This is a genomic window from Bradyrhizobium sp. 62B, from assembly GCF_030272265.2.
GTDB lineage: Bacteria > Pseudomonadota > Alphaproteobacteria > Rhizobiales > Xanthobacteraceae > Bradyrhizobium.
Window position 1 is genome coordinate 4,519,452 of the sequence record NZ_CP092841.2, and the last position, 24,436, is coordinate 4,543,887.

Genomic DNA, 24,436 nt, shown 5'->3' on the forward strand with positions numbered 1-24,436 from the left:
ACTTCGCGCGCCTTGCGAGGCTTTCCGAGCCGGCCGCGAATTGCGAACGAGTCTCGAATGCGGATTGACATCTCCGACCTTCAAACGATAGTTTCATACAACTGTTTGAATTGCAACTCCCTCGCCCACGACGTCATTCCGGGGCCGCCCGCAGGGCTGAACCCGGAATCTCGAAATGTGGCGCGAGATTCCGGTTCGGCGCTTCGCGTCGTCCCGGAATGACGGGAAAAGAGCCATGGCCAGCGATCATACGAGGTCTGCCATTCTGACCGCCGCCGAACGGCTCTATGCCGATCGCGGCTTCAGCGACGTGACGCTACGCGACATCGTCGCAGAGGCGGGCGTGAACCTCGCCGCAGTGAACTATCATTTCGGCTCGAAGGACGAGCTGATCGCGGAATTATTCGTCACGCGCTCGATCGCCACCAACCGGGAACGCCTGCGCGAATTGAAGGCGGCGGAAGAGCAAGGCGGCGGCCGCGCGCCGATCGAGGTGATCCTGCGCGCCCTCGTCGGTCCGACGCTGCGCGGCTGCCTCGGGCCTGAGAACCAGCGCTCGACCGCGGCGCGCTTCATGATCCGCGCCTCGATCGAATCCGTGCCGCCGATCCGCCGCATCAAGAACCGCGAGATCGACCATTTGAGGAAATTCGCAGGCGCCATGCGCCGCGCCCTGCCCGAGCGCAGCGACGTCGACATCTACTGGGGCCTCAACTTCGCGCTCGCGATGGCGCACCACACCATCCGCGAAAGCGAGCGGCTGACCAAACTGTCGGAAGGCAAATGCGACCTCGACGACGTCGAGGATGTCGTCGCGCGCGTGGTCAGCGTGGCAACAATGGCGCTGACGGCGGGCAAGGCGGAGACGAAGCCGGCGGCGAAGGTCGCGGCGCGCTGACCTCACATCATCGCGATGCAGTCGATCTCGACGTCGAACGGGCCGAACCATTCCGGCGTGCAGACGAAAATCCGCGCCGGCGGATCATCAGGGAAATAGCGGGCATAGACCGCGTTGAACGCGGCGAAGTGTCTTGTCGAGGTGCAGTAGACGTTGCACTTCATGACGTTGTCGAGCGAGGCGCCGGCCGCCGCGAGGCACAGCTTCATCTGCTCCATGATGATCTCGCTCTGCCGCTCGATGGCCATTGCTCCGATCGCGCCCGTCTCGGGGTCGAACGGCGGCAGGCCGGCGACGAAGATCATGTTTCCGGCGCGCGTCACCGGCGAGGTCGGCGCTTTCGCGCGATCGAGAAAGGTCGAGATCGGCTCGACACGGAGCGCTTCGCGTTTCATGGCCGGCCACCTTCGGTTCGAGCGAGAGTGACGGCTGATTACACTATTCGTCCGCCGACATGCTTCGCTTCCGATCGAAGTGTGGTGGAGCGGCGGTGTCAGGCCCGCTGCGGCATTTCCTCGGCCTCTTCCTTGGCGAGCAGCAGCAGCATCTCGATACCCATCTCGCCTTCCTGCGGCGAGCGGATGAACTTGATCTCGTCGGCACTCTGCCGCAGCGCGGCGACGATGGCGACGGCCTGATTGGCGGTGGCCGCCTCGGTCGCCAGAATGGACTTCTGGTTCTTCGCCTGGAACCCGATCGTGTAGGACATTCAATTCCCTCCCCGAACTCAAGTGGAGAGATCGAATCAGAGTCGCGCGCAAAGCGGAAGCCTGTGCGACTACGGACCGGACTTATCTGGGGATGGCCCGCAAGTCTCAGGCAAGGCCGAGCGTCGCTCCCCTTTCGGCTTACAGGAGAAGGGGAGAAATGCGCTAGATGATCCCCTGCTTCTTCAATTCCTCGATCTTCCCGGCATCATAGCCGAGCTTGCCGCCGAGCACCTCCTGCGTGTGCTCGCCGAGCAGCGGCGGGGCGCGGTATTCGGTGATGGGGGTGCCCGAGAGGGTCAGCGCGTTGCGGATCAGGGAGAGCTCGGGCTCGAACTTGTGCTGCGTCTTGACCCGCATGCCGCGCGACTGCACGTGCGGATCGGAGAACACCTGCTCGAAATTGTTGATCGGACCCGAGGGCACGCCGGCCTCCTCCAGCTTCTCCAGCCAGTAGGCCACCGGCTGCTTCAGGAACAGGCCGGCGAAGATCGCCATGATCTCCTTGCCGTGCACGACACGGTCGTTGTTCTTGACGAAGCGCGGATCGTTCGCGAGCTCCGGCTCGCCGAGCACGGCGCAGGTCTTTCGGAACTGGCCGTCATTGCCGACCACCAGCATCAATTCGCCATCAGTGCAGCGGAACACGCCGGCCGGCATGCCGCCATTGCCCCAGGTGCCGCGGCGCGGCGGGGTCTTGCCGTTGACGAGGTAGATCTGCAGCCAGTGTGACAGCGACGCGATCACGGTGTCGAACAGGCAGACGTCGATGTGCTGGCCCTGCCCGTCATTGGCGTCACGGTGATAGAGCGCGGAGAGAATGCCGATCGAGGTGTTCATGCCGGTCATGTAGTCGACGATGGAGGGGCCGACCTTCATCGGGCCCTCGCCCGGCTCGCCGTCCATGTGGCCGGTGACGCTCATCAGCCCGCCCATCGCCTGCAGGATGGCGTCATAGCCGGCGCGCGGCGCGTAAGGTCCGGTCTGGCCGAAGCCGGTCACCGAGCAATAGATGATGCCGGGGTTGATCGCCTTGATGGTCTCGTAGTCGAGGCCGTAGCGCTTGAGATCGCCGACCTTGTAATTCTCCATGAAGACGTCGACGTCTTTGGCGAGTTCGCGGATGATCGCCTGCCCTTCGGGCGTGGCGATGTTGACGGTCACCGACTTCTTGTTGCGGTTGGCGCAGAGGTAGAAGGAATTGTTGTTGTTGGCCTTTCCTTCCGGGTCGGTCAGGTAGGGCGGCCCGAATGCGCGCGCGTCGTCGCCGGTGCCCGGCCGCTCGATCTTGATCACCTCCGCGCCGAGATCGCCCAGCATCTGGGCCGACAGGGGCCCGGCAAGGACGCGCGTGAGGTCAAGGATCTTGATGCCTGAGAGCGGCAGGGCCGACATGTAAGCTTCCTCCGGGGAACTGGATCTTGGTGCGGCGGCTCGAAGCGGCCGTATCCCTTGCGGATACACCATTTTGGCGCGCTGAGCCCTGCACTGGCGGCATACGGCTATCTCATGCCGGGTACGGGGAGCATTCCATCAGCACTTTCCGCGCCACGATATTGGCTCAGGTTACCGCCGCAACCACCCGCGGCCGGCGCCGTGCGAGCAGCACCAGGATCAGCACCGTCGCGCAGGAGAATACCAGCGTGAGACCGAGCGCGCCGCGGCTACCGAATTCGGTCAGCAGGCCGACGAGGAGCGGCGGCGAGATCGCAGACGCCAGATTGAGCGGCAGCGCGATCATCGACATCGCCTTGGCGAACTCGGCCTGGTCGTAGAACACGAGGGGGATGGTGGCCCGCGCCACCGCCATCGCGCCGCTGCCGGCGCCGTAGAGCAGGATGAAGGCCGCGACCGCCCAGGTCGCGCCCTCGCTCAGCATCAAGAGCAACATGGCCATTGGCAGCGCCGTGCCGGCCACGAGCCCGGTCGTGATCCCGTCCCACCGCCCGCCGCCGAGAAGATCCAGCCCGCGGGCGCTGACCTGGATCACGCCCAGCATCGAGCCGAACAGAAGTGCCTGAGCCGGCGCCAGCCCTTCCGTCCGCAACAATTCGATCATGATGGCACTGATGCCGAAATTGACGAAGGCGTTCAGCGTGATCGCGGCGACGACGAGGCCGAAGGTGCTCCTGGGAATGGTGGGCGGCAGCGCCGACTTGACCGGCTCGCCGGCACCATCCCCCACGATCTTCCGGCGCGGTGCGAGTGCGTAGAGCGGCAGGCTGACGAGGAGCATCATCGCGGCATAGACGAGGCACGTCCCCCGCCAGCCGAGGTGACCGCTCAGGAACGAGGTCGTCGGCCAGAAGATGCTGCTGGACAGGCCCGTCACCAGCATCAGGGCGCCGATCGCGTTCTTGGCCTGCCGCCCGGCGATCTCGTTCAGCATGATATAGGCGCCGGTCGACAGCGTGGCGCTGCCGGCAACGCCGAGCACGATCCAGGCGGCGAAATAGAGCATCGGCTCGCGCGCGAGGGACAGCAGCACGAAGCCCGGCGCGGTGACGACCGTGCCGACCATCATGACGATCCGCGCGCCATGCCGTGTGAACGATTTGGCGAGCCAGGGCGCGCACAGGCCCATCGCGACATAGAGAACGGATGTCCCGGCGAACACCGCCGGCAGGCTCATGCCGAGATCGGCGGCGAGATCGCGCCCGACGATGGCAGGAAGCCCGATCGTGCCCCATCCGATCAGCTGCGTGATGGCGAGCACCAGCAGGACGCCGATCAGCCTGCTGTCAGATTTCAAGAAACGCATTCCAAACGTTCGCCTGCCCGGCAGGCGCGATCGCGCCCGTGACACCTCTCTTAGCCGGAGACTCAGGGCGCGGGAACGCCGGCCGCCGAATGGCAGAAGGCAGCCGGGAGCATGTCAGGCGGAGGAGCGCCGTCCCTTACGCCGCGATTCCGAGCAAGGATCGCGCCTCGGCCGCGGTTGCGACGCGCCGGCCGTGGCGCGTGACGGCCTCACAAGCGATGGTCACGAGCTCGGCGTTGCTACCGGCCAGGCGCGTCTTGTCGACCCTGATATTGTCCTCGAGCCCGGTCCGGACCGCGTCGGCGCCCCGCGCCAGCGCCCAGCCCATGACCTCGGCCTGATGACGTCCGATCCCGGCCGCGGTCCATGTCGCTTTCGGAATCAGCCGCTTCAGCTCCTGGAGGAGAATGTCGAGGACATGCTCATCCGCCGGCATCGCATTCTTGACGCCCATGACGAACTGCACATGCGGACGCGGATTGATCAGCCCCGCCTCGATCAGGCGGCGCGCACCATGCAGATGCGACAGGTCGAAGATCTCGATCTCCGGCAAGACGCCATTCGCCTTCATGCCGGTCGCGAGAGTCTCGACCAGAGCGGCGCTGTTCTCGTAGACGATCGTCGGAAAGTTCACCGAGCCGGTGGATAGCGATGCCATGTCCGGCTCGAGGTAAAGCGAGGATCCACGTGCCGAAGGATCGCGGCCGCGCCCGCCAGTCGAGAACTGGACGATCATGCCAGGACAATGCTTCCTGATCCCCTCCTGCACCAGGGCAAAGCGCTCGGGATCCGAGGACGGCGTCTCGTCGTCGTTGCGAACATGGATGTGGGCAAGCGTGGCCCCGGCCTCGAAGGCTTGGTGCGTCGATTCGACCTGCTCGGACGGCAGGATGGGCACCGCCGGATTGTCCTTCTTGCGCGGAACGGAGCCGGTGATGGCAACAGCAACGACGACGGGGTTCATCCCTGGACCTCATGATGATCGCGCTCGCGCGCACAAAGTCGAATAGATTGTTAAGTAGCGCATGAAGCCCTGCCGCTGCAAACATCATGGCTCGCAGCGGCTGCCTCGTCACGTCTCCATCAGGTCGGAATTGCGGCCGCCCCGCTCGCCGCTTCCGCGCGCTGCCGCTCATAGTCCGCCCGCGGCATCGGAACGGCCTTGGGATTGCCGAGATCGTCGATGCTGATCCGATAGGTTTCCCGCGCCGAGACCGCCGCCAGCGCGGCGATCACCGTGATGCCGAAGGCGATCGCGCCCACCGTCAAGGGGATGTTGGCCGAGCCGGGAGGCGCCACGGTGGCGAACAGGGCCGGAAGCAACGCGGTGATGGTGGTCCCGATGTTCTGCGAGATCGCCATCGCCGACACCCGGGTGCGCGTCGGAAACAGCTCCGGGTAGAAGCTCGGGAAGATCGCGTTGTAGCCCTGGTAGACGACGCCCCACATCAGCAGCGAGAGCGTGATCGCCAGCGGCACGTTCCTGATGCTGATGGCGTAGAGATAGCCGAAGGCAAGCAGGCCCGAGAGCAACGCGCCCACGATGATCGGAGGCTTGCGGCCGACCTTGTCGGAGAGATGGCCGACGAACGGAATGACGAACACGGCCAGCATGTTTCCGAGCACCGGGATCCAGAGATAGACGTCCTTGGCGAAGCCGATGCCATAGGCCGGCTGCACCGCGTAGGCTGCGCCGAAGATGGTCGCCACCACCGGAATGACGTTCATCAGTGCCATGCAGATGACCCTGAGCATGTCCCGCCAGCTCAGCTTGATGGCCTGGACGATGGGCGCGCGCGGCGTTTCTCCCCGCTCGCCCTCACGGGCAAAGGCGGGGGTCTCATCGACTTCGCGGCGAATGATATAGCCAGCGACGATGACGAAGAAGCTGAGCAGGAAGGGAATCCGCCAACCCCAGCTGTTGAAGGCATCGGTGGGCATATAGGCGGCCAGCGGCAGGAAGACGGCTGCTGCGAGAATCTGTCCCGCCTGCACTCCCTGAAGCGCGAAGCTTGCATAGAAGCCGCGCCGGCCAAACGGCGCGTGCTCCAGGATCATCGAGCTCGCGCCGGAGATTTCACCGGCGACGGCAAATCCCTGCACCAGGCGCAGGATGACGAGGAGGATCGGCGCCAGCATGCCGACTTGCTGATAGGTGGGCAGAAGTCCAACGGCCATGGTCGAGATGCCCATCAGGAACATGCAGACGATGAGCACCGTCTTGCGGCCATGGGTGTCGCCCCAATGACCGAGCACGAAGGCACCGATCGGCCGGGCCACGTAGCCGACGCCATAAGTCGCCAGCGACGCGACGATCGCGACGGTGGGATTGTCCGACGGGAAGAAGATTTGCGGGAAGATCAGCGACGCCGCGGTCGCATAGATGAAGAAGTCATAATATTCGAGGGCTGATCCGATCCAGCCGCTGGCAGCAGCCTTCCTGGACTGACTCATATCGTGGGTCGCGCGAGCGGTCGTCATCTCGGAAAATTCCTCCCGGGTTTGCTGATGTCCCGTTGGCGGGCTTCACTGGAAAATTGGGCAGCACTCTCCCGGCGCTCCGCGAGACTTTCGCGAGCGCTTGTCACTGCCGATGGATGTTTGATTGGTTGCGACAATAGGCTATCGCCCGGGTAACACAATTACCCTGTTATGCGATAAACCTAACATGATGTTATCTAGGCCGGAGCGCTGCCCCGCGCCGCGGTTGCGCTCGCCGAATGGCAGCCCAGCATGTCGCGGCGAGATCATTCCGGCGGATTGAACGTCCGCACGAAATACACGGGCTCGCTATCCTTCTTCAGGCGATAGAGCTGCGCCGGGCGGTTGGCGCCGCGCCGCATCCTGGCCACCGGCTCGATCATGTCGGCTGACAGGATGCGGGTCCGGAAGGCGCTCTTCTCGAGCGGGCGATCGAGCACGATCTCGTAGACGCGCTGCAGATCCGGCAGGGTGAATTCCGCCGGCATCAGATAGGCCGGCAGCGAGGTGTATTCCACCTTGTTGCGCAGGCGCTGGATTGCGGTTGCCAGGATCTCGCCGTGATCGAAGGCGAGCCTGTCCTTGAGCTTGCCCCCACGAATTGGAAACCAGCGCGCATCCGGCGGAAGCGCGCGCGCCGCCTCCGGGATCAGCGCGAAATAGGCGTGCGTCGCCGACCAGCCCCGCGGATCGCGCGTCGCGCTCCCCCAGCTTCCGAGTTGTTCGAGATAGGGGCTGGTGACACCTGTCTTCTCCCTCAGCTTGCGGGCCGCGCAGGCCGCGAGGTCGCTGTCCTTAGCGACATCGACGAAGCCGCCCGGCAAGGCCCAGGCCGACGGAAACGGCTCGCCCTCGTCCGTCGGTCGCTGCACCAGCAACACCTGAAGACTGTCATCCAGGATCACGAAGATCACGACGTCGACTGTCGTCAGGGGACGCGGAAAGTCCAATTGCCGCGACTTTCCAATGTCCTTGCCAACGCCTTTGCCAAAATCCTTGCCAAGACCCCTGCCAAGCGCCTCGCCTGCCATCGCCAAACTCCGCTGCCAGGACTTGACACTAGCATAGTTAGTTGTACAGTCCAACTTACTTAGTTGTTCAGACACACTTATAACGTTTACCGGAGACAGGCCATGTTCGGCGTCAGATACATCAAGGCTCAGCCCACCACCTATCTGATGAAGTATCGCGGCGGCGCCATCGTCGCCGAGGGCCCCGGTCTTTCCACGCTGTATTACGCGCCGGCGACCATGCTGGTCGCGGTGCCGATCGGCAGCCGCGACGCCTCCTTCATCTTCGAGCAGACCGCGCGCGACTTCCAGACGCTGACCGTCCAGGGTCAGGTGACTTATCGCATCAGCGACCCGAAGAAGGCTGTCTCGATGCTCGACTTCACCCTGAAGGCGGACGGCAAGACCTATGAGAGCGACGATCCGGAAAAGCTGCCGGAACGCATCCTCGGCACGGTCGAGGTCCTCGCCCAGCAAGCGGTGAAGGAACTGACGCTGAGGGACGCGTTGCAGGCGTCCGACCGCATCGCCGATATCATCGCGGGCGGATTGAGGCAGCGCGCCGATATCGCCTCCCTCGGGCTCGAAATCCTTGGCGTGTCGGTTCGCGGCATCAAGCCGACGCCGGACACCGCGAAGGCGCTGGAGGCGCAAGCCCGCGAAGCGATCCTCAAGACCGCGGACGAGGCCATCTTCGCCCGGCGCAACTTCGCCGTCGAGCAGGAGCGCGCCATTCGCGAGAGCGAGCTCGACACCGAGATCGCGGTCGAGCAGAAGAAGCGGTCGATCCGCGAGACCCAGATGGACGCCGAGGCGAGCGTGGCCGCCAAGCGCAACGAGCTGCGCGAGGCCGGCATGGCGGCGGACATCGTGCTGGAAGGCAAGCGCAAGGATTTCGTCGGCCTCAACGCCGAAAGCACCAGGACGCTGGCTGACGCCGAAGCCTATCGCGTCGGTGCCTTGATGAAGATCTTCGAGGGTGTCGACACCCGCGTGATCCAGGCGCTCCGCCGCCGGCATGCAACCGGGTCAGCCTCGCGCAAGCCTTCTCCGGCATCGCTGAGAAGGCCGAGAAGATCGGCCAGCTCAACGTCTCTCCGGACCTGCTCAGCCAGTTGATGGAGAAGCCGAAGCCGACGGAGGCCGCCAATGCCCGCCGCCAATGACCGCAAGGTCGTGCTGGTGACGCGCAAGACCAGGCTGGAGGACCTGATCGCGCGCCACTGACGGCGGCGCAGGCGCGCTTCTATGTCGAGCATCTCGGCGCCGACTTCTCCGACTATGAGCGGGAGCACGAAGTCTATCGGGCGCAGCACCGCACCACGCTGCAGGTGCTGGAGCAATGGGGGCGCTATCAGATCATCGATCGCAGCTTCCTGCCGAATTTCATCTTCGGGCCCGACGACATCGTGGCCGTGCTCGGCCAGGACGGCCTCGTCGCCAACACGATGAAATATCTCAACGACCATCCCCTGATCGGGCTCAACCCCGACCCCGCGCGCCACGACGGCATTCTGCTTCCCTTCGCGCCGCGCGACCTCGCGAAATTCCTGCCGGAGGTTGCCGCCGACAAGCGCGGCAGCCAGGCCGTGACGATGGCGGAAGCACGGCTCGGCGACGGCCAGATGCTCTACGCCGTCAACGACCTCTTCATCGGCGCCCGTACGCATGTCTCGGCGATCTACGAGCTCACCGCCGGCGGTGCCATGGAGCGGCAGTCTTCCAGCGGCCTGATTGTTTCGACCGGGCTCGGATCGACCGCCTGGTTCAAGAGCATCGTCACCGGCTCGCTTGCCATTGCCGGCAGCTTTGGCCAGCCTCCCCTGCTCAGCGGCTACGAGGCGCTGCCCTGGGACGCGGCCGAGCTGCGCTTCGCGGTACGCGAGCCCTTCCCCAGCCGCCATTCCAAGACCAATCTCGTCTGCGGCCGGCTCGCTCCCGCAGAGCAATTGCGCATCCGTTCCTTGATGCCGGAAAACGGCGTGATCTTCAGTGACGGCGTCGAAGCCGACCGCCTCGATTTCAATGCCGGCGCCGAGGTTGCAATCGGAATTGCCGCGCGGCGCGGCCGATTGATCGTGTGATGGCTAACTGCCCAGCGCGTTCTCGCCGGCTTCGCGGCCGGGCACGCTGACATGCACCTCATGCCCCTCACGAAGCGCGAGGGATGCGGCGGCAACCGCCGATTCAAAGGCAGCCTCCTTGGTGGCGTATTTGCTCCTGACGTCGCCGTCGTGCAGCACGCCCCATTCGTCCTGCACCGGCACGATGGCATATTGAGCGAGGCCCATTGTCCAACTCCTGGGTTTCAGAATCCATCTGCCGGATAACGCGCCCGCGCGTCTAACGTTGCGTCAGTTGCGGATGCGCGGCGGTGACGCGCCACACCGTGTTGCCGCTGTCGTCGGCGACCAGCAGCGCGCCTGATTTGTCGATGGCAACGCCAACGGGCCTGCCGCGTGCCTTGTTGTCGCTGTTGAGGAAGCCGGTCACCACGTCCTGCGCCGGTCCGCTCGGCTTGCCGTCCGTGAACGGCACGAACACAACCTTGTAGCCGTTCAGCACCTGCCTGTTCCAGCTGCCGTGCTCGCCGACGAAGGCGCCGCCGCGATAAGCGGCCGGCAGAGCGGAGCCGGTGTTGAAGGCCATCCCGAGCGGTGCGACATGCGAGCTCAGGGCGTAATCCGGAGCGATCGCCTTGGCGACGAGATCCGGCCGCTGCGGCTTGACGCGGGGATCGACGTGCTGGCCGTAATAGCTGTAGGGCCAGCCATAGAAGCCGCCGTCCTTCACCGAGGTCATGTAGTCGGGGACGAGATCGGGACCGAGCTCGTCGCGCTCGTTCACCACCGTCCACAGCGCGCCGGTCTGCGGCTCGAAGCTGAGCCCGTTCGGATTGCGCAGGCCGCTTGCGAAGATACGCCAGCGCCCGCTGGCACGGTCGACCTCGAGGATGGCGGCGCGATTGTGCTCGGCCTCCATGCCGTTCTCGGTGATGTTGCTGTTGGAGCCGACGCCGGCATAGAGTTTCGAGCCGTCGGGGCTGGCGACCAGGCTCTTGGTCCAGTGATGGTTGATCGGCCCGCCCGGCAGCGGCGTCAGCACCGTGCCCGGCGCGGTGATCTTGGTGTCGCCTTCCGTATAGGGATATCTGACGATCGCATCGGCATTGGCGACATAAAGCTCGTTGCCGACCAGCGCGATCCCGAACGGCGAGTTGAGCTGCTCGAGGAAGACGCTTTGCGTATCCGGCACGCCGTCGCCATTGCTGTCGCGCAGCAGTGTGATGCGGTTGCCCGGCCCGGTGTCGTTGCCGCCCGAGGTCGCCCAGGACTCGATATATCCCATGACGATCTCCTTGGGCCGCTTGATCCCGGCCCCCTTCGGCGCCTTGGATTCGGCCACCAGCACGTCACCATTGGGCAGCACGTAAAGAAAACGCGGATGCTGCAGGCCGGTCGCGAAGGCCTTGATCTGCAAGCCCTCCGCCACGGAAGGCGTCTCGTCCTTCTTCCAGCCGACGATGCGCGCGATGTGCATGGGCGGCAGCAGATATTGCTGGATGTCGGGCAGCTTAGGGTTGGCGCCAATTTGCGCCTTGGGATCGCCGCTGCCGTCATCGCAACCAGCCAGGAGCAGCAGCGAGGAGCACAGCAGCGCGCGGGCAAGCTTCGATCTCATCGCGCAACTCCTACGCCGTGGCGGTAGACCAGGGCCCAGCCGAGCCAGCCGGTGACGGGCAGGATCAGGACGGTGAGCACCGACAGAACGAGCCCCGTCGGCCACACCGAGGTCCAGGCATCGCGGGTGTGGATCAGCGCGTTGACGATGGCGAGGGTCAGCGCCAGCGCGTTTCCGATCAGATGCGGCCAGGCCGGCGTCTGCGCCCGCACCAGGCGGTTGCCGAGGAAATCGGTCAGGCCCGCGATCGCCGCCAGCACGCCGAAGACGACGCCGACGAGCAGAAGCCATGCAGAAAAATCCGCCCACATGATCTCGGCGCTGGCGACATAGGCGATGTCGGTCAGGAGCGCGCCGACGAAGCACGCGATCGGGATCGGCACGAGCATCGGATGAATGGGATGACCCGCGATCTGCGCGGTGGTGCGCACGCGCACGTCTTGCTGCACGGTCGGCCTCGTGTGAGTTTCGGTCCTGCCCGACCGGCCAACTCGTGCGCGGGGTGATGGTTCCTAGCTGCGCGGCAGGCCCAGCCTTGCGCGGACCTCATCATCCTCGATCACCTGATCCAGGCGCGAATCCTTGCCGGCTTCCTTGCTTACTTCCTTGCCGGCTTCGAAATCTTCCGCGATCGTCTCGAGCACCCGAAATGCGTCCCCGGCGCTCGGTGCCGTCGCGATGTGCGCGATCGACTGGCCGTTGACGGTGAGATCGGCCTCACCCCAGGGCGTGTGTCAATCTCCAGGCGGTCGCCGCCGGCATTTGCGATGAAGTGCTGGACGGTGGATTTGGAGGTCGGCAGAGAAAGGTCCGGCGTCCAGTCGATCGGCTTGTCGGTCATGTCGTGGTCGTCCCGAAGTTGCGACCAACGGATAGACCATCCGGCACGCGGGACATTGACCTGGATCAGGCCTGAATGCGCTCAGAAGCTTGGAGCGGGTGAAGGGAATCGAACCCTCGTATTCAGCTTGGAAGGCTGCTGCTCTACCATTGAGCTACACCCGCGCTACGGGGCTCCCTAACACGGCCGGGCGGCGGTCTCAACTACCAGGACGCCGCTTTCGGGTGCGTTCTCAGCCTTGCGAATTCCCCTGGTTCCTTCCCGGACCATCGCCCCTTAACAGCGGCGGCAATGCCGCCTATATTGAAATCTTCCGCAACCAACGAAAGGAGGTGATCCAGTGTCTTTTACCAAGCGCTGTCACCTCGCTGGGATCGCCCGCTAAGCTCTGAATAAGGCTTGGCATCGGGGCGCTCTCAGCCCTGGACCAGCGAGCACGAAATCGGGCGCGACGGGGCTTCCCCGCCGCGCCTTTTTCGTCGCCGGCCTTTCTGTCGGTCGCGCGGCTCAGGCCGGCGGCTCGCCCGCAAGCACCTCGCGAATCCTCTGCGACAGCTCAGACTTCCGGTAGGGCTTTCCGAGCAACGTCACGCCGGGATCCAGATGCCCTTCGTGGACGATGGCATCGTCGGTGTAGCCGGAGGTGTAGAGCACCTTCACGCCCGGCCGGCGGAGCCGGACGGCGTCGGCCAATTCCCGCCCGTTCATGCCGCCGGGCATGATGATATCCGTGAACAGGAGATCGAATTTGGCGCCCTGGTCGACCAGCGCCAGCGCCGATGCGCCGTCGCCGGCCACGAGCGTGCGATAGCCGAGGCTGCCGAGCTGGGCGATGACATAACCCTGCACCAGCGGATCGTCCTCGACCACGAGGATCGTCTCCTGCCCGCGTGCCGTGACGGGCGCCTGAACCGGCGTCGCCCTGGCCGGCGCCTCGCCCTTCGACCGCGGCAGGAACAGCCGCATCACCGTGCCGGCCCCCTCCTCGCTCTCGACGGCGACGGTGCCGCCGGTCTGGCGGGCAAAGCCGTAGACCATGCTGAGCCCGAGCCCGGTGCCGCGACCGACGCCCTTGGTGGTGAAGAACGGCTCGAACACCCGGTCGCGAATGTCGGCCGGGATGCCGTGGCCGGTGTCGCCGACTGCGACCATCACGAAGGCGCCGCGCACGGCGTCGCCGTCGGCGGCGCTGCCGGCGCCCTCGAACTCCCGGTTCGCGGTCTCGAGGGTGAGCCTGCCGCCCCCCGGCATCGCGTCACGTGCATTGACCGCGAGGTTGACGATTGCGGAGGAGAGCTGCGAGGGATCCGCCATCGCAGACCAGGCGTCGTCGGCGAGCCGGATGTCGATCTCGATATGCTCGCCGAGGATCGGCTTGAGCAGCTTCGCGGTCTCGACCACGAGCGCGTTGACGTCGATCTCGCGCGGCGCCAGCGGCTGGCGGCGCGCGAAGGTCAGGAGCTGCGAGGTGATCTCGGCGCCGCGCGCGGCCGCATCGTCGATCAGCTGCGCGATCGCGGCCAGCTCGGGCTTGTCCGCAAGCCCGTCCCGGATGATCTCGATGGTGCCGGTGATGACCGTGAGCACATTGTTGAAATCGTGCGCGACGCCGCCGGTGAGCTGGCCGATCGCATCCATCTTCTGGGATTGACGCAAGCGCTCCTCGGTTTCGTGCTGCGCGGTGAGGTCGGTCGCGGAGCCGCGGTAGCCCGTGAAGCGTCCGTCGGCATCGAAGACCGGCTTGCCGTTGACGCTGAAATGATGAATCCGGCCCTTGGTGTCATGCCCGCGATATTCGAACTTTCGAAACGGTTCGTGACGGTCCAGCGTCGCCAGGTGCGCGCGCCATTTCTCGGGCTCGGTCTCGCGGTCGAGCGCGGTATCGATGCGGCGCGTGCCGACCCGAACCTTGGGATCCATGCCGAAGGCGACCACCCGGTCCGACAGGTAGGTGAACCGATGATCCGGGCCGGTCTCCCAGAACCAGTCCGATGCGGTCTCGGCATAGTCGCGGAAACGTTCTTCGCTCGCCCGCGCGTCCTCCTCGGCGCGCCGGCGGATTTTCAGATCGCGCTCGAGATTTGCATTGGCCTCGCGCAGCTCGCCATAGGCGTGCTCGAGGTTCGCGCACATTGCGTTGAAGGCGTCGATCACCTTGTCGAGCTCGTCGGCTTCGTAGGGCGGCCGGCGCTCCAGGCGCAAAGGCGGCGGCGGCCGCGCCAGGCTGTATTTGCTGACGAACTCGGCGATGGCGGCCAGATGCCGCGTCACCAGCAGATGGAACATGTAGATGATGAACAGCGAGACCAGGAATGTCTTTGCCGCCTGGCTGGCCAGGATGACCAGCGCCCGGTTGAGCAGATGCTGATAGATGTCGGTCAGCGTCGCCTCGACGTGGAGCAGGCCGATCTCGCGCGCGGTCCCCTGCACTGTCGTGTTCAAGGGATAGTCGCGCGTCACCACCGAGCGGGTGCTGGGCTCGCCGACCGCAAGGCGGATCGGATCGGGACGATCGGCGATCTCGCGCACTTCGGCGGCCCGGATGTCAGGCAGCCGCAGGATGCCGTCGAGCTGGAGCTTGAGCTGGTTCTGGTCGAGATTCCACAGGCTCTCGCCGAGGCTGCCGGTCGTGCTGCGGCCGATCTCGTCGAGCCGCGTCTCGATGAGGGCGACCTCGCGATCGTAATCGAGATAGAGCTGAAGCGCAGTCAGCGTCAGCGTCACGACCGAAGAGAACAGCAGCACGGCGGCGAGGAGCCGTGGTCCGACGCCGCTGCGCGACCAGTTGAAGAGCCGTGACAGCAGCGACGGGAACGTCGGAGCTGCGAGCGTGGTCCCGACGCCGGTCAGACCCGGCTTCGCAGCCGCCGGCGCGACGGCGCGGCTGCGCTTGGGGTCCTCGTCGCCTGCGTTGGCCATGCACCACATCCTCGGAAATGGCGGCTCCCTGCTCCGGCCAGCCGGCTGCAGTCTCGAGCAATCCAAAAGTAGCAATCCAGGAGTTGAGACGCCCGCCTCGTCACCCCGCGCGCAATCATCCTGTCGGCCCGTGGGCGGCTTGAGGTCGACAAGTCATGTCTTGCGCCCAGCAGCAGGATACCCGCGCAAACTACCACTGCGCGTGCTAGAATGACATCGGTGAAAGTGCGGAGTCGCTCGCAGGGCAAGCGGTAACGGTTGCCGGCCCCCAGGTGCCCACTTCCGGTAGATCGCGCGGGCGTCCGAATCCAGTGGTAGCAACCGAAGGAGGCGCCTCATGTGGCGGCTGATGGTCGCCTGCCTGTCGTTGCTCGCAGCCGGTCCCTCCCAGGCGCAGGACGTGATCCGGCTGGCGCGCATCGCCGACATCCCCGATCAATATGTCGGCGGCGAGATGCTGCGGGTTGTCTATGCGAAGCTGAACATCAGGCTGGAGTTCGAGGACGTCCCCGGCAAGCGCGCGCTCGCACTGTCGAGCGCCGGCGAGGTCGACGGCGAGATCCAGCGGATCGGAACGCTCTCGCGCGACTACCCGACGCTGGTCCAGGTCACGCCGGCGATCAACTACATCGAGCCCGCAGTGTTCGCGACCAAGCTCCGGTTCGACGTCGCCGGCTGGGATTCAATCAAGGACTACAGCATCGGCATCGTCCGCGGCGTCGGCTCCTCGGAAGCCGGCACGCGCGGCATGGCCCGCGTCACGGCGACCACCGGCCTCGACAACATGGTCAAGATGCTCGACGCCGACCGCTTTGACGTGATGGTCACCGACCTCTTCAGCGGCCTTGCCGCGGTGAGGAAACTCAATCTGCAGGCCAGGATCTACCCGCTCTCGCCACCGCTCGAGCGCATCCACATCTACCACTATTTGCACGAACGCCATCGCGATCTGGTGCCGAAAGTGGGCAAGGTGATCGCTGAGATGGAGGCGAGCGGCGAACTGGCGGCGCTGCGCGAGGTTCTGGTCAAGCAGGTCCTGAGCGGGCCGTGAGAGCCGTCAGTCAGCTCATCCGAAGCCGCTCGCGCAATGCGACGGCTGCGATCAATATGCCGACACACCAGGCCACGACTGCGCGGTGAGGCTCCCCGCCGAGCAGCACGGTGAAGATGCTCGCGAGCAGGCACGGCGCGATGGCCTTGCCGTTGCGGCTCACGAGCGAGACGAGAAACGGCATCGCCGCGATCGATATTTGCAGAAGGTCCATGCAGGAAACGGTGTCGTGAGGCTTCAGACGCCGCAGCCGCCGGGTGCACGCGGGCGCTTGCCGCGCCGGCTTTCCACGATGCGCTCGCCGCCATTCTCGGCCGAGCTGCCGTAATAGCGGTGATGACCGCTTTGGTCGTGTAGATCGGCCGTCTCCGATCGTCCGGCCCGACGCGCGTCGCAGATGATCTTGATGATGTGACCCGACATTGCCGCCTCCAGCAGAAATCTTGTTGTTTGTGGTCATCAGTCGCGACCGCTTCCGGGGGCGTTCACGCGGCCGGGCCGCAATCGGGTTTCAGGACGGTTTCGTCGCTTGCGGCCCGCGCAATATTTTGCTTCGGGAATGTCGGCACCGCCTGCGGTGGGACGTCCTTGGGATCTGTGCAGAAAACAACGAGGTGACGATGCTTTACGCCATTCTGGCCTACCATGTGGAAGACGAGGTCATGTCCTGGACGCCGGAGCATGACGCCGCGGTCGTGGCCAAGGTCATCGCGGTTCAGGAGCCCTTGCGGGCAAGCGGACAGTTTGGGCCGGCCGCCCGTCTGGATGGGACCCGAAAGGCGCGCACCTTGCGTGGCCCGGGTGCAGGCATGGTGCTGGACGGGCCGTTTGCCGAGACCAAGGAGCAGCTCCTAGGCTTCCATCTGATGGAATGCGCCACGGAGGACGAGGCTATCGCGGCGGCGCGGAAGCTGCGTGCGGTCAATCCGACCGCGGTCTACGAAATCCGCCCGGTCAAGCTTTACGTGCCGGCCGATGGGTTCGGCGCGACGTCCGGGTGAGGCGCAGCCTTAGCCGCCCGGCCCGGTCCGCGCACCATAGAAGCGCTGGATCAGGAGCCCGCCGAAGGCGATGAACCAGACGAAAGGCGCGACGTGCGGCGCAAATGCCGCCACGATCGTGCCGGGGATGAACACCAGAAGCGGAAACAGCGAGGCCATGATCTCGTGGCGCCAGCTGCCGAGGATCGTCCACCACAGCCAGGCATTGAGCCCGGCAATCGCGGTGAGGTGCAGGCCGTAGAGCACCGCAACCGCATTGCTCATGCCGTAATTGGTGTAGAGGCCGTTGGTGACAGGCAGCAGCACGATCGAGAGCAAGAAGAACAGGTTTAGGATCACCCCGCCGCGGCTGCCGACCGGCTGGCGCGCCAGCCGCCGGTGATGGCTGATCCAGAACACGCCGGCGATGATGAAGCTGAGCGCGAAGCCGGCGAGCTTGCCGGAATAGACATGGGCGAGGTCGCTCCAGTCGGGGGCGCTGGTGAACACCGCGGCCTTGGGCAGGTCGTAGGCCAAAAGCGTCATGGCGACACCGAAAATGGTGTTGCTGAGCGATTCCAGCCGCCGCATCTCGAACTGGTCGGGCTTGAGCTCGGTCATGTCGGGTGTGCGCAGCTGGAACTTCGGGCCGTCCTCCCCTAAATCCTAATTCCGGTTCCGTCCAGCCGCATTGCGATTCGCGATGGGATCGCCGACTCTCGGCCTTTCACCGGGGCGATTCGTGGCAACATATCTGGACACGCTCAATGCGGAGCAGCGCCGCGCCGTCGAGCATGGCGTGGCCGACGGCGCGACCGTGGGCGCCCCCCTGCTCGTCATCGCAGGCGCCGGCTCCGGCAAGACCAACACGCTGGCCCACCGCGTCGCGCATCTGATCGTCGCAGGTAGCGATCCGCGCCGCATCCTGCTGATGACATTCTCCCGACGCGCGGCGGCCGAGATGGCCGGCCGGGTCGAGCGCATCGCCCGCAAGGTGCTGGGCGAGAACAACGCCGCGATCATGCGCGATGCCCTCACCTGGGCCGGCACCTTCCACGGCATCGGCGCGCGGCTGCTGCGCGAATATGCCGAGCGGATCGGCGTCGACCCTGCCTTCACGATCCACGACCGCGAGGACTCCGCCGACCTGATGAACCTGGTCCGGCACGAGCGCGGGCTGTCGAAGACCGAGAGCCGCTTTCCGGCCAAGGGCACGTGTCTGTCGATCTACTCGCGCTGCGTCAATGCCGAGATGGAGATCGAGAAGGTGCTCGGCCAGCATTATCCCTGGTGTGCGGGATGGGCCGCCGAGCTGAAGGGCCTGTTCGCAGCCTATGTCGAGGCCAAGCAGGCCCAGCATGTGCTCGATTACGACGATCTGCTGCTCTATTGGTCGCAGATGATGAGCGATGCGCTGATCGCGGAAGAAATCGGCGGCCGCTTCGACCACGTGCTGGTCGACGAATATCAGGACACCAACCGCCTGCAATCCTCGATCCTCCTGGCGCTCAAGCCCGACGGACGCGGGCTCACCGTGGTCGGCGACGACGCACAGTCGATCTACTCGTTCCGCGCCGCCACCGTGCGCAACATCCTGGATTTTCCGCAGAGCTTCTCGCCCCGCGCGGAGATGATCACGCTCGACCGCAACTACCGCTCGACCCAGGCCGTGCTCGCCGCGGCCAATGGCGTCATTGGACTCGCACGCGAGCGTTTCACCAAGAACCTCTGGACCGACCGCACCGCCTCGCACAAGCCGCAGCTCGTCACCGTGCATGACGAGGCCGACCAGGCCCGCTACATCGTCGAGGAGGTCCTGGCGAACCGCGAGCAAGGCGCGCTGCTCAAGCACCAGGCGGTGCTGTTCCGGACGTCCTCGCATTCCGGCCCGCTCGAGATCGAGCTGACCCGCCGCAACATTCCCTTTGTGAAATTCGGCGGGCTGAAATTCCTCGACGCCGCGCACGTCAAGGACGTGCTGGCCTTGCTGCGCTTCGCCGAGAATCCGCGCGACCGCGTCGCAGGTTTCCGCATCCTGCATCTGTTGCCGGGTATCGGCCCCGCGACCGCGCAGCGCGTGCTCGACCAGATGGCGGAAAGCATGGACCCGCTGCACGCGCTCGCCCATCTCCCGGTGCCGGCACGCACCGGCGACGACTGGATCGCCTTCGTCCGCACGGTCGAGAACTTGCGCTGTTCGGAATGGCCCGTCGATCTCGAACGCGTCCGGCTGTGGTACGAGCCGCATCTCGATCGCCTCCACGAGGATTCCGAGACGCGCCGCGCCGATTTGATGCAGCTCGAACAGATCGCGAGCGGCTATCCCTCGCGCGAGAAATTCCTGACCGAGCTCACGCTCGATCCGCCGGACGCGACCAGCGACAAATCGGGTCCGCCCTTGCGCGACGAGGATTATCTGATCCTCTCCACTATCCACTCGGCCAAAGGCCAGGAGTGGAAGTCCGTGTTCGTGCTCAACGTCGTCGACGGCTGCATGCCCTCCGACCTCGGCGCCGGCACCAGCGCCGAGCTCGAGGAGGAGCGCCGCCTGCTCTACGTCGCGATGACGCGGGCCAAGGACGATTTGCACCTCGTCGTGCCCCAGCGCTTCTTCGTCCATGGCCAGGCCGCCAAGGGCGACCGCCACGTCTACGCCTCGCGCACCCGCTTCATCCCGGAGCAGCTGGTCTATCTGTTCGAGCGCACCGCCTGGCCGAAGTCCGCCGCAGGTGCAGCCCGCACCGCGGCGCAGGGGCCCAAGATCGACATCGGGGCGCGGATGCGGGGGATGTGGCGGTAGACGCAAGAGGCCGGTCGCGAGACCTGTCAGGATCAGTGGAACACAGAGGTCTGACATGAAAGCCGTCGTCGTCGAGCAATACGCCCCCATCGATCAGATCGAGCTGAAGGACGTTCCGTCCCCGCGCATCGAGCCTGGACAGCTGCGTGTCCGGGTGGAGGCCGCCGGGATCGGCTTCGTCGACGGTTTGAAGATCGAGGGACGCTATCAGACCAAGGATCCCCTGCCCTTCATTCCGGGAACGGAGTTCGCAGGCGTTGTGACCGAGGCTCCCGGCGCACCCGGCGGTTTCGAGCCGGGCATGCGTGTGATGGGCATGACGCGGTCTGGTGCGCTCGCCGAGGAGATCGTCGTCAAGCCCGAAGCGGTCTACCCGCTGCCGGACGGTGTTGCGGCCGAGGTCGCCGCCTCGTTTCGCGCCAATTATCTGACCGCGCTCTATGCGCTCAGTGCACGCGCCTCGCTCTGCGCAGGCGAACAGCTGCTGGTGCTGGGCGCGGCCGGCGGCACGGGAATCGCGGCGGTCCAGATCGGCAGACTGCTCGGCGCCCGCGTGATCGCAGCGGCCTCGACGCCAGACAAGCGCGCGTTCGCGCAACAACACGGCGCCGACGCTGTGATTGACTACACGCAGACCGGCTGGCGGGACATGTTGAAGGAATTGACTGGGGGACACGGCGCGGACGTGATCTTCGATCCCGTCGGCGGCGAGATCTCGGTGCAAGCGTTTCGCTCCATCGCCTGGCGCGGGCGCCACCTCGTGGTCGGTTTTGCGGCCGGTGCGATTCCGGCATTGCCATTCAACCTGCCATTGCTGAAAGGCGGCGCCCTGCTCGGCGTCGACCTCCGCAGATTCCGGTGCGCGAGCCCGAGGTGCAGAAGCACCTGATGTCGCAGTTGACGGGCTGGCTCGCCGACGGCCAGCTGAAGCCCGTGGTCGGCCGCGTCTTCGCGCTCGAGGATTTCCGGGACGCGTTCAGGACCATGCAGACGCGCGGGGCGCTCGGCAAGATGGTCGTGCGGATCTCGAAATAGGACGCATCGCCGCGCGGGATGTGGCGGTAGCACCGGCTACGCGCTCAACCTGTCGAACTGGACCTTGCCCGCCTTCATCACCATCGGGATGTGCTCGCCCTGGCCGAGCAGGCAGGTGACATCGCGCAGCGGATTGCCGTCGACCACCAGCAGGTCGGCGATGGCCTCGGGTACGATCCGGCCGAGCCTGCCTTCCATGCCGAGCACCTCGGCGCCAATCACTGTCGCGCTGGCGATCACCGCTTGGGGACCGAGGATCTCGGCGCGAATGCGGAATTCGTCGCTCTGCAGGCGTTGCGAGGGGCCAAGCAGGTCGCTGCCGAACCCCATCTTGACGCCGGCGTCGCGATAGATCGCAAGCGAGCGCAGCCCGGCGTCGCGGACATCGGCGATCTTGGCGACGCTTTCCGGCGGCAGGCCGTATGGGGCGCCTTCGTTCGCCAGCGCCTCGTAGGTGACGAGCGTCGGCACCACATAGGCACCCTTCTCGGCCATCAGGCGCGCGGTCGGCGCATCGACCAGGTTGCCGTGCTCGATGGTGCGCACGCCGCAGCGAACCGCGCGCTCGATGGCAGCGGCGGTGTAGGCATGGGCGAGCACATAGGTCTGACGCCCGCGCGCCTCCTCGACGATGGCGCGGATCTCGTCCTCGGAGTAACCGAAGGCGCCGACCGGATCGGTCGGCGAGGCAACGCCGCCGGAGGCCATGATCTTGATCTGGTCGGCGCCCATCTGCAGCTCTTCGCGCGCGGCCTTGCGCACGCCGTCGACACCGTCGGCCACGCGCGCCAGCGCGCCGACCCGCACGCAGCACGGACATGGCGCGTCGCTGGCGAGGTAATCCGAGCGCGCCCGCATGTCGCCGTGGCCGCCGGTCTGGCTGAGCGCGCGGCCGGAGACGAACAGCCGTGGGCCGTCGGTGAGGCCGGTCTCGATCGCCTGCTTCAGCGCGTGGCCGGCGCCGCCGGCATCGCGCACCGTGGTGAAGCCCCGCCTGAGCATGCCGCGCAGCAGCAGGGTCGAGCGCAGCGTCACCAGCACGTTCGGCATGTGCACCTGCTGCGCCAGATTGAGCTCGACCGCGATCGCATGCACATGCAGATCGATCAGCCCGGGCATCAGCGTCTTGCCCTTCAGGTCGATGGTGCGATCGACGGTGACATTGAGCGGCCGGTCCGAGACCTCCCTGATCACGTCGTCCTCGACCAGCACGTGACGGCCTTCCAGCAGATCCGGCTGAAGCGGATCGAGCAGAGCGGCATTCTTGAAGAGGGTGCTGGGCATGGTCGTTTCCTGTCTGGTCAGGACTGTTTGAGCAGCGCGGGCAAGGCGAGCTGGGCGAACGGAAGGCACGCGGCGGCATCGTCCTCGCCGTACCAGCCCGCTTCATGGAGCAGGTTGAGCGAGCCGAGCGTGCGCCCGCGCCAGCGCACGGGCATGTTGAGCACGCTCTCGCAGCCGAGCGAAGCGATCAGTTCGTGATCGGCGAAGACGTGGCGCAGATCGTCGATCGTGTAGCCGACATAGGCCTCGCCGCGATCGAGCACGGCCTCGGTCCACGGGCCGGGCGCCAGGCGCTTGCGTCCGCCCGTCGGATAAGGCCCAGGAAGATTGGAATAGATCCGCGCCGCTTCCCCGCTGCCGTCGTCATAAGTGAGGATCGTGAAAAGCTTGTGCCCGATCGCCGACTTCAAGGCCTGGTCCAGCGCCGAGAACAGCGCATCGGGCTGATCCACCCTGCCCTGCGCAGCCGCTACAGCGCAGAGCAGCGGATCGGCCCGGAATGTCGTCTGCCTCATGCGACTTCGCCCGCGGCGATGTCTTCCAGCGAACGGCCGCGGGTAGGCACGCCCATCACCACGACGGTGAGCGCGCCGATCAGCAGGACGCTGGTGGTGATGCCGAACACGCCGGCGAAGCCGAAATTGGGATAGAGGTAGCCGACCAGGATCGGCGAGACGATCGCGCCGATGCGGCCGATCGCCGAGGCGAGGCCGGCGCCGGTGGTCCGCACCGGCGTCGGGAACACCTCGGCCGTATAGGCGTAGACGCCGGCATAGGTCCCGTTCATGAAAAACGACAGCAAGATCCCGGCGACCATGATGTGCTGGTCGGTCTGCGCGAAGGCGAGCCCGAGCGCGCTGATGCCGCCGAGCACCATGTAGGAGGCGATCGTCGCCTGCCGGCCGATGCGCTCGTTGAACCAGGCGGCGCTGAAGTAGCCGGGGATCTGCGCGCAATAGATCGCGATCGAATAGGCAAAGCTCTTGGTGATGCTCATGCCGTTCTGCACCAAGAGGCCAGGAATCCAGACGAAGAAGGAATAATAGCTGAAGGTGATCGCAAGCCACATGATCCAGGTCATGATGGTGATGCGCGCCTGCCGGCCCGCCAGCAATGCGGCGAAATTGGCGAGCAGCGTCCCGCCGGTCCCGGCGGGCGCTGCGGCTTCGACGAGCGGTTGCGGCAGGACAACGCCCTGGCGCGCGAAGCCGGCCTCGATCTTGTCCAGCACCGCTTCGGCTTCCTTCACCCTGCCCCGGCTTTCCAGCCAGCGCGGCGATTCCGGCAGCGCCCTGCGCCACCACAGCAGCATGACGACCGGCACCGCGGTGATCACCAGCACGATGCGCCAGCCATTGTCATAGGCGGGAACGATGAAATAGCCGAGCAAGGCGGCCGCGACGAAGCCGAAGGAGAAGAAGCCCGCCAGCGCGCCGGTGAAGCTGCCGCGGAAGCGCCGCGCCACGAACTCGGCGAGATAAGGCGCGATGATCGCGCTTTCCGCGCCGGTGCCCATGCCCGCGACGACCCGGGCGGCGAAGAACGACGACCAGCTGTCCACTGCGGCGCTGACGATCGATGCGGCACAATACAGCGCCAGCGCCGACATCATGACCGCGCGGCGGCCGATCAGATCACCGAGCGTGCCCGCCAGCAGCGCGCCGAACAGGAAGCCGATATAAGTGCTGCTGCCGAGCACGCCGATCTGCACGCTCGTCAGATTCCAGGCGGTGCGCAGCACCGGCAGGATGAACGCCAGCACGGCCGCGTCCATCGCGTCGAACATGTAGCCGAGCCCGCCCATCAACAGCAGGTGCGTGTGGAAGCGCGCGTATGGCAGGCGCTCGATGCGCGCCGAGATCATCGACATGTCAGTCCCCTCTGTCCGGCGGCCCGGCCTCCGCAACTCCCTGGGGAAACCATAGACAAAGAGATATTATCGTCATAATTTATAATCATGATCTAGTACATCACTGTGGTGAATGTTC

25 protein-coding genes, 1 tRNA gene and 1 pseudogene are annotated in these 24,436 nt (G+C 65.6%); 8 read left to right on the forward strand and 19 right to left on the reverse strand.

The genetic code is table 11. The annotated features are described in order from the left end of the window. Positions 1 to 235: 235 nt before the first annotated feature. The gene (locus tag ML401_RS21420) at positions 236 to 898 is read left to right on the forward strand and encodes a TetR/AcrR family transcriptional regulator (RefSeq protein WP_212068132.1); all 663 of its coding nucleotides are present in this window, start codon (positions 236 to 238) and stop codon (positions 896 to 898) included. A gap of 2 nt (positions 899 to 900) precedes the next feature. On the opposite strand, the gene ML401_RS21425 is transcribed toward ML401_RS21420, so the two are convergent. From ML401_RS21425 to ML401_RS21455, 7 genes are all read right to left on the reverse strand, one after another. Beyond that, positions 901 to 1,293, reverse strand: coding sequence for a RidA family protein (locus ML401_RS21425; protein ID WP_285806810.1), 393 nt, complete (start codon positions 1,291 to 1,293; stop codon positions 901 to 903). Between the two features lie 98 nt (positions 1,294 to 1,391). Continuing rightward, the gene (locus tag ML401_RS21430; RefSeq protein WP_194402831.1) at positions 1,392 to 1,607 is read right to left on the reverse strand and encodes a hypothetical protein; all 216 of its coding nucleotides are present in this window, start codon (positions 1,605 to 1,607) and stop codon (positions 1,392 to 1,394) included. A 163-nt stretch (positions 1,608 to 1,770) separates the two neighbouring features. After that, positions 1,771 to 3,000 (reverse strand): CaiB/BaiF CoA-transferase family protein, encoded by a 1,230-nt coding sequence (locus tag ML401_RS21435; RefSeq protein WP_285806811.1) that lies wholly within the window; start codon positions 2,998 to 3,000, stop codon positions 1,771 to 1,773. Positions 3,001 to 3,166: 166 nt separating this feature from the next. Further along, on the reverse strand, positions 3,167 to 4,366 hold the full coding sequence (locus tag ML401_RS21440) for an MFS transporter (protein WP_285806812.1): 1,200 nt from the start codon (positions 4,364 to 4,366) through the stop codon (positions 3,167 to 3,169). A gap of 136 nt (positions 4,367 to 4,502) precedes the next feature. Continuing rightward, positions 4,503 to 5,330, reverse strand: coding sequence for a 3-keto-5-aminohexanoate cleavage protein (locus tag ML401_RS21445; protein WP_285806813.1), 828 nt, complete (start codon positions 5,328 to 5,330; stop codon positions 4,503 to 4,505). A 119-nt stretch (positions 5,331 to 5,449) separates the two neighbouring features. Beyond that, on the reverse strand, positions 5,450 to 6,847 hold the full coding sequence (locus ML401_RS21450; RefSeq protein ID WP_285806814.1) for an MFS transporter: 1,398 nt from the start codon (positions 6,845 to 6,847) through the stop codon (positions 5,450 to 5,452). A gap of 266 nt (positions 6,848 to 7,113) precedes the next feature. Next, positions 7,114 to 7,878: an NUDIX domain-containing protein gene (locus ML401_RS21455; RefSeq protein WP_285806815.1), complete on the reverse strand. Its 765-nt coding sequence runs from the start codon at positions 7,876 to 7,878 to the stop codon at positions 7,114 to 7,116. Between the two features lie 102 nt (positions 7,879 to 7,980). Here ML401_RS21455 and ML401_RS21460 point away from each other — a divergent pair, with 102 nt between their 5' ends. Both ML401_RS21460 and ML401_RS21465 read left to right on the forward strand, forming a co-directional pair. Further along, positions 7,981 to 8,976 (forward strand): SPFH domain-containing protein, encoded by a 996-nt coding sequence (locus ML401_RS21460; protein WP_285806816.1) that lies wholly within the window; start codon positions 7,981 to 7,983, stop codon positions 8,974 to 8,976. A gap of 30 nt (positions 8,977 to 9,006) precedes the next feature. After that, positions 9,007 to 9,941, forward strand: a pseudogene (locus tag ML401_RS21465) (sugar kinase). Positions 9,942 to 9,944: 3 nt separating this feature from the next. On the opposite strand, the gene ML401_RS21470 reads toward ML401_RS21465, so the two are convergent. The 6 genes from ML401_RS21470 to ML401_RS21495 all read right to left on the reverse strand — a co-directional run bounded on the left by ML401_RS21470 (position 9,945) and on the right by ML401_RS21495 (position 15,298). Further along, a complete protein-coding gene (locus tag ML401_RS21470; RefSeq protein ID WP_194402839.1) occupies positions 9,945 to 10,148 on the reverse strand; it encodes a hypothetical protein in 204 nt (67 codons plus the stop codon). A gap of 52 nt (positions 10,149 to 10,200) precedes the next feature. Beyond that, positions 10,201 to 11,538 (reverse strand): sorbosone dehydrogenase family protein, encoded by a 1,338-nt coding sequence (locus ML401_RS21475; protein ID WP_211419129.1) that lies wholly within the window; start codon positions 11,536 to 11,538, stop codon positions 10,201 to 10,203. Next, the gene (locus tag ML401_RS21480) at positions 11,535 to 11,987 is read right to left on the reverse strand and encodes a DUF2231 domain-containing protein (protein ID WP_259212773.1); all 453 of its coding nucleotides are present in this window, start codon (positions 11,985 to 11,987) and stop codon (positions 11,535 to 11,537) included. Before ML401_RS21480 ends, ML401_RS21475 begins: the two co-directional genes overlap by 4 nt. 63 nt (positions 11,988 to 12,050) lie before the next feature. After that, the gene (locus ML401_RS21485) at positions 12,051 to 12,182 is read right to left on the reverse strand and encodes a hypothetical protein (protein ID WP_285806817.1); all 132 of its coding nucleotides are present in this window, start codon (positions 12,180 to 12,182) and stop codon (positions 12,051 to 12,053) included. Positions 12,183 to 12,469: 287 nt separating this feature from the next. Next, a tRNA-Gly gene (locus ML401_RS21490) sits at positions 12,470 to 12,543 on the reverse strand. A 343-nt stretch (positions 12,544 to 12,886) separates the two neighbouring features. Further along, positions 12,887 to 15,298, reverse strand: coding sequence for an ATP-binding protein (locus ML401_RS21495; protein WP_285806818.1), 2,412 nt, complete (start codon positions 15,296 to 15,298; stop codon positions 12,887 to 12,889). A 337-nt stretch (positions 15,299 to 15,635) separates the two neighbouring features. Between ML401_RS21495 and ML401_RS21500 the strand changes: the two genes are divergently transcribed. Then, positions 15,636 to 16,349: an ABC transporter substrate-binding protein gene (locus ML401_RS21500; RefSeq protein ID WP_285806819.1), complete on the forward strand. Its 714-nt coding sequence runs from the start codon at positions 15,636 to 15,638 to the stop codon at positions 16,347 to 16,349. A 10-nt stretch (positions 16,350 to 16,359) separates the two neighbouring features. Here ML401_RS21500 and ML401_RS21505 read toward each other — a convergent pair whose 3' ends face one another. Then, positions 16,360 to 16,563 (reverse strand): hypothetical protein, encoded by a 204-nt coding sequence (locus ML401_RS21505; protein WP_194402934.1) that lies wholly within the window; start codon positions 16,561 to 16,563, stop codon positions 16,360 to 16,362. A 23-nt stretch (positions 16,564 to 16,586) separates the two neighbouring features. Further along, positions 16,587 to 16,772 carry a hypothetical protein gene (locus tag ML401_RS21510; RefSeq protein WP_194402935.1) on the reverse strand — a complete coding sequence of 62 codons (186 nt, stop codon included), beginning with the start codon at positions 16,770 to 16,772 and terminating at the stop codon, positions 16,587 to 16,589. Between the two features lie 197 nt (positions 16,773 to 16,969). On the opposite strand from ML401_RS21510, the gene ML401_RS21515 reads away from it, so the two are divergent. Further along, on the forward strand, positions 16,970 to 17,350 hold the full coding sequence (locus ML401_RS21515; protein WP_285812716.1) for a YciI family protein: 381 nt from the start codon (positions 16,970 to 16,972) through the stop codon (positions 17,348 to 17,350). Positions 17,351 to 17,359: 9 nt separating this feature from the next. Here ML401_RS21515 and ML401_RS21520 read toward each other — a convergent pair whose 3' ends face one another. Then, positions 17,360 to 17,950 (reverse strand): TMEM175 family protein, encoded by a 591-nt coding sequence (locus ML401_RS21520; RefSeq protein WP_211419123.1) that lies wholly within the window; start codon positions 17,948 to 17,950, stop codon positions 17,360 to 17,362. Positions 17,951 to 18,071: 121 nt separating this feature from the next. Between ML401_RS21520 and ML401_RS21525 the strand changes: the two genes are divergently transcribed. Genes ML401_RS21525 through ML401_RS21535 form a run of 3 tightly spaced genes read left to right on the forward strand, consistent with a single transcriptional unit; the run spans position 18,072 to position 21,164 of the window. Then, on the forward strand, positions 18,072 to 20,129 hold the full coding sequence (locus tag ML401_RS21525) for an ATP-dependent helicase (RefSeq protein ID WP_285806821.1): 2,058 nt from the start codon (positions 18,072 to 18,074) through the stop codon (positions 20,127 to 20,129). Positions 20,130 to 20,184: 55 nt separating this feature from the next. After that, on the forward strand, positions 20,185 to 21,018 hold the full coding sequence (locus ML401_RS21530; protein ID WP_285806822.1) for an NADPH:quinone oxidoreductase family protein: 834 nt from the start codon (positions 20,185 to 20,187) through the stop codon (positions 21,016 to 21,018). After that, positions 20,928 to 21,164 (forward strand): zinc-binding dehydrogenase, encoded by a 237-nt coding sequence (locus ML401_RS21535; protein WP_285812717.1) that lies wholly within the window; start codon positions 20,928 to 20,930, stop codon positions 21,162 to 21,164. Before ML401_RS21530 ends, ML401_RS21535 begins: the two co-directional genes overlap by 91 nt. 36 nt (positions 21,165 to 21,200) lie before the next feature. Here the strand turns inward: ML401_RS21535 and ML401_RS21540 are convergent, their stop codons facing one another. From ML401_RS21540 to ML401_RS21550, 3 genes are read right to left on the reverse strand one after another with little or no spacing between them, the layout of a single operon-like run. After that, on the reverse strand, positions 21,201 to 22,448 hold the full coding sequence (locus tag ML401_RS21540) for an amidohydrolase family protein (protein WP_285806823.1): 1,248 nt from the start codon (positions 22,446 to 22,448) through the stop codon (positions 21,201 to 21,203). A 17-nt stretch (positions 22,449 to 22,465) separates the two neighbouring features. Beyond that, positions 22,466 to 22,963 (reverse strand): GAF domain-containing protein, encoded by a 498-nt coding sequence (locus ML401_RS21545; protein WP_285806824.1) that lies wholly within the window; start codon positions 22,961 to 22,963, stop codon positions 22,466 to 22,468. Continuing rightward, entirely contained in the window at positions 22,960 to 24,318 is a 1,359-nt protein-coding gene (locus ML401_RS21550) for an MFS transporter (protein WP_285806825.1), read from the reverse strand. The genes ML401_RS21545 and ML401_RS21550 overlap by 4 nt, the downstream gene beginning before the upstream one ends. Between the last annotated feature and the right edge of the window lie 118 nt (positions 24,319 to 24,436).